The 750-nt window shown below is 52.0% G+C and carries 1 protein-coding gene; it reads right to left on the minus strand.

Annotation, left to right across the window (positions count from 1 at the left end; translation table 11 throughout):
- The coding region (locus E1163_RS00205) for a class I SAM-dependent methyltransferase (protein ID WP_155168524.1) at window positions 1–750 on the minus strand (750 nt) is incomplete at both ends.

Here is a 750-nt window from a genome sequence, read left to right on the forward strand (position 1 = left end):
CTGAATCTTTGGCTGTACCCGCTCTATGATGCCATCGCTCTCGCTGATCATTACCAGCTGACCTCCTCCGGGGATACCAAAGGATCGGTGATTACGGAAGCCTGCTTCACGAAGCTGATCCTCCCAGGAGGAGGCGCGTAGTATCGGGGAATGGGGCTCACGGCAGTAGCCGTCTTCATAGCGCCACCAACCGTCGGTCAAACCGAAGGTAAGGGTCGAAAATGACTGTACGCGGGTCAGCTCATTGAGTACCAGTAATCCGTTACCTTTCAGTAATTGCTTCAAATGGCACAGGCTACGGCTTATCGAACTTGTCGCATGGATCACGTTCGTGGCCAGGATCAGGTCGATGCTGCCTGACTCATAGCCCTGGGATAAGGGGTCCGTCTCGGCATTAAGCACGGAAAACTGCATGAAGGGGTAGCGGCTACCATAGGTGTCTTTTCCGTAGGCCGTGAAGCTGCCGGAAATATCTGTATAGTGGTATTCTAACTCTCCTCCAAAATCTGACAGGGCTTCAAGTACAAATTTGCTCGTGCCTCCGGTCCCGGCGCCTACTTCAAGGATATGAAGTGGCTTCTCATGACCTCTGCGCGATGCATAGTCTTTTACCAGGCCTGCTACCAGTTCATTGTAATGGTCTACAAGGGGGTTTCCTTTGTAGATCCCTTCTACCAGTGTTTTGCTGCCATCGGGGAACATGACAGAAACTGCTGTAACCTTTCCGGTCAGGATATCAGGGTAATGGGT

The organism is Fulvivirga kasyanovii (assembly GCF_009711405.1).
Taxonomy (GTDB): Bacteria; Bacteroidota; Bacteroidia; order Cytophagales; family Cyclobacteriaceae; genus Fulvivirga; species Fulvivirga kasyanovii.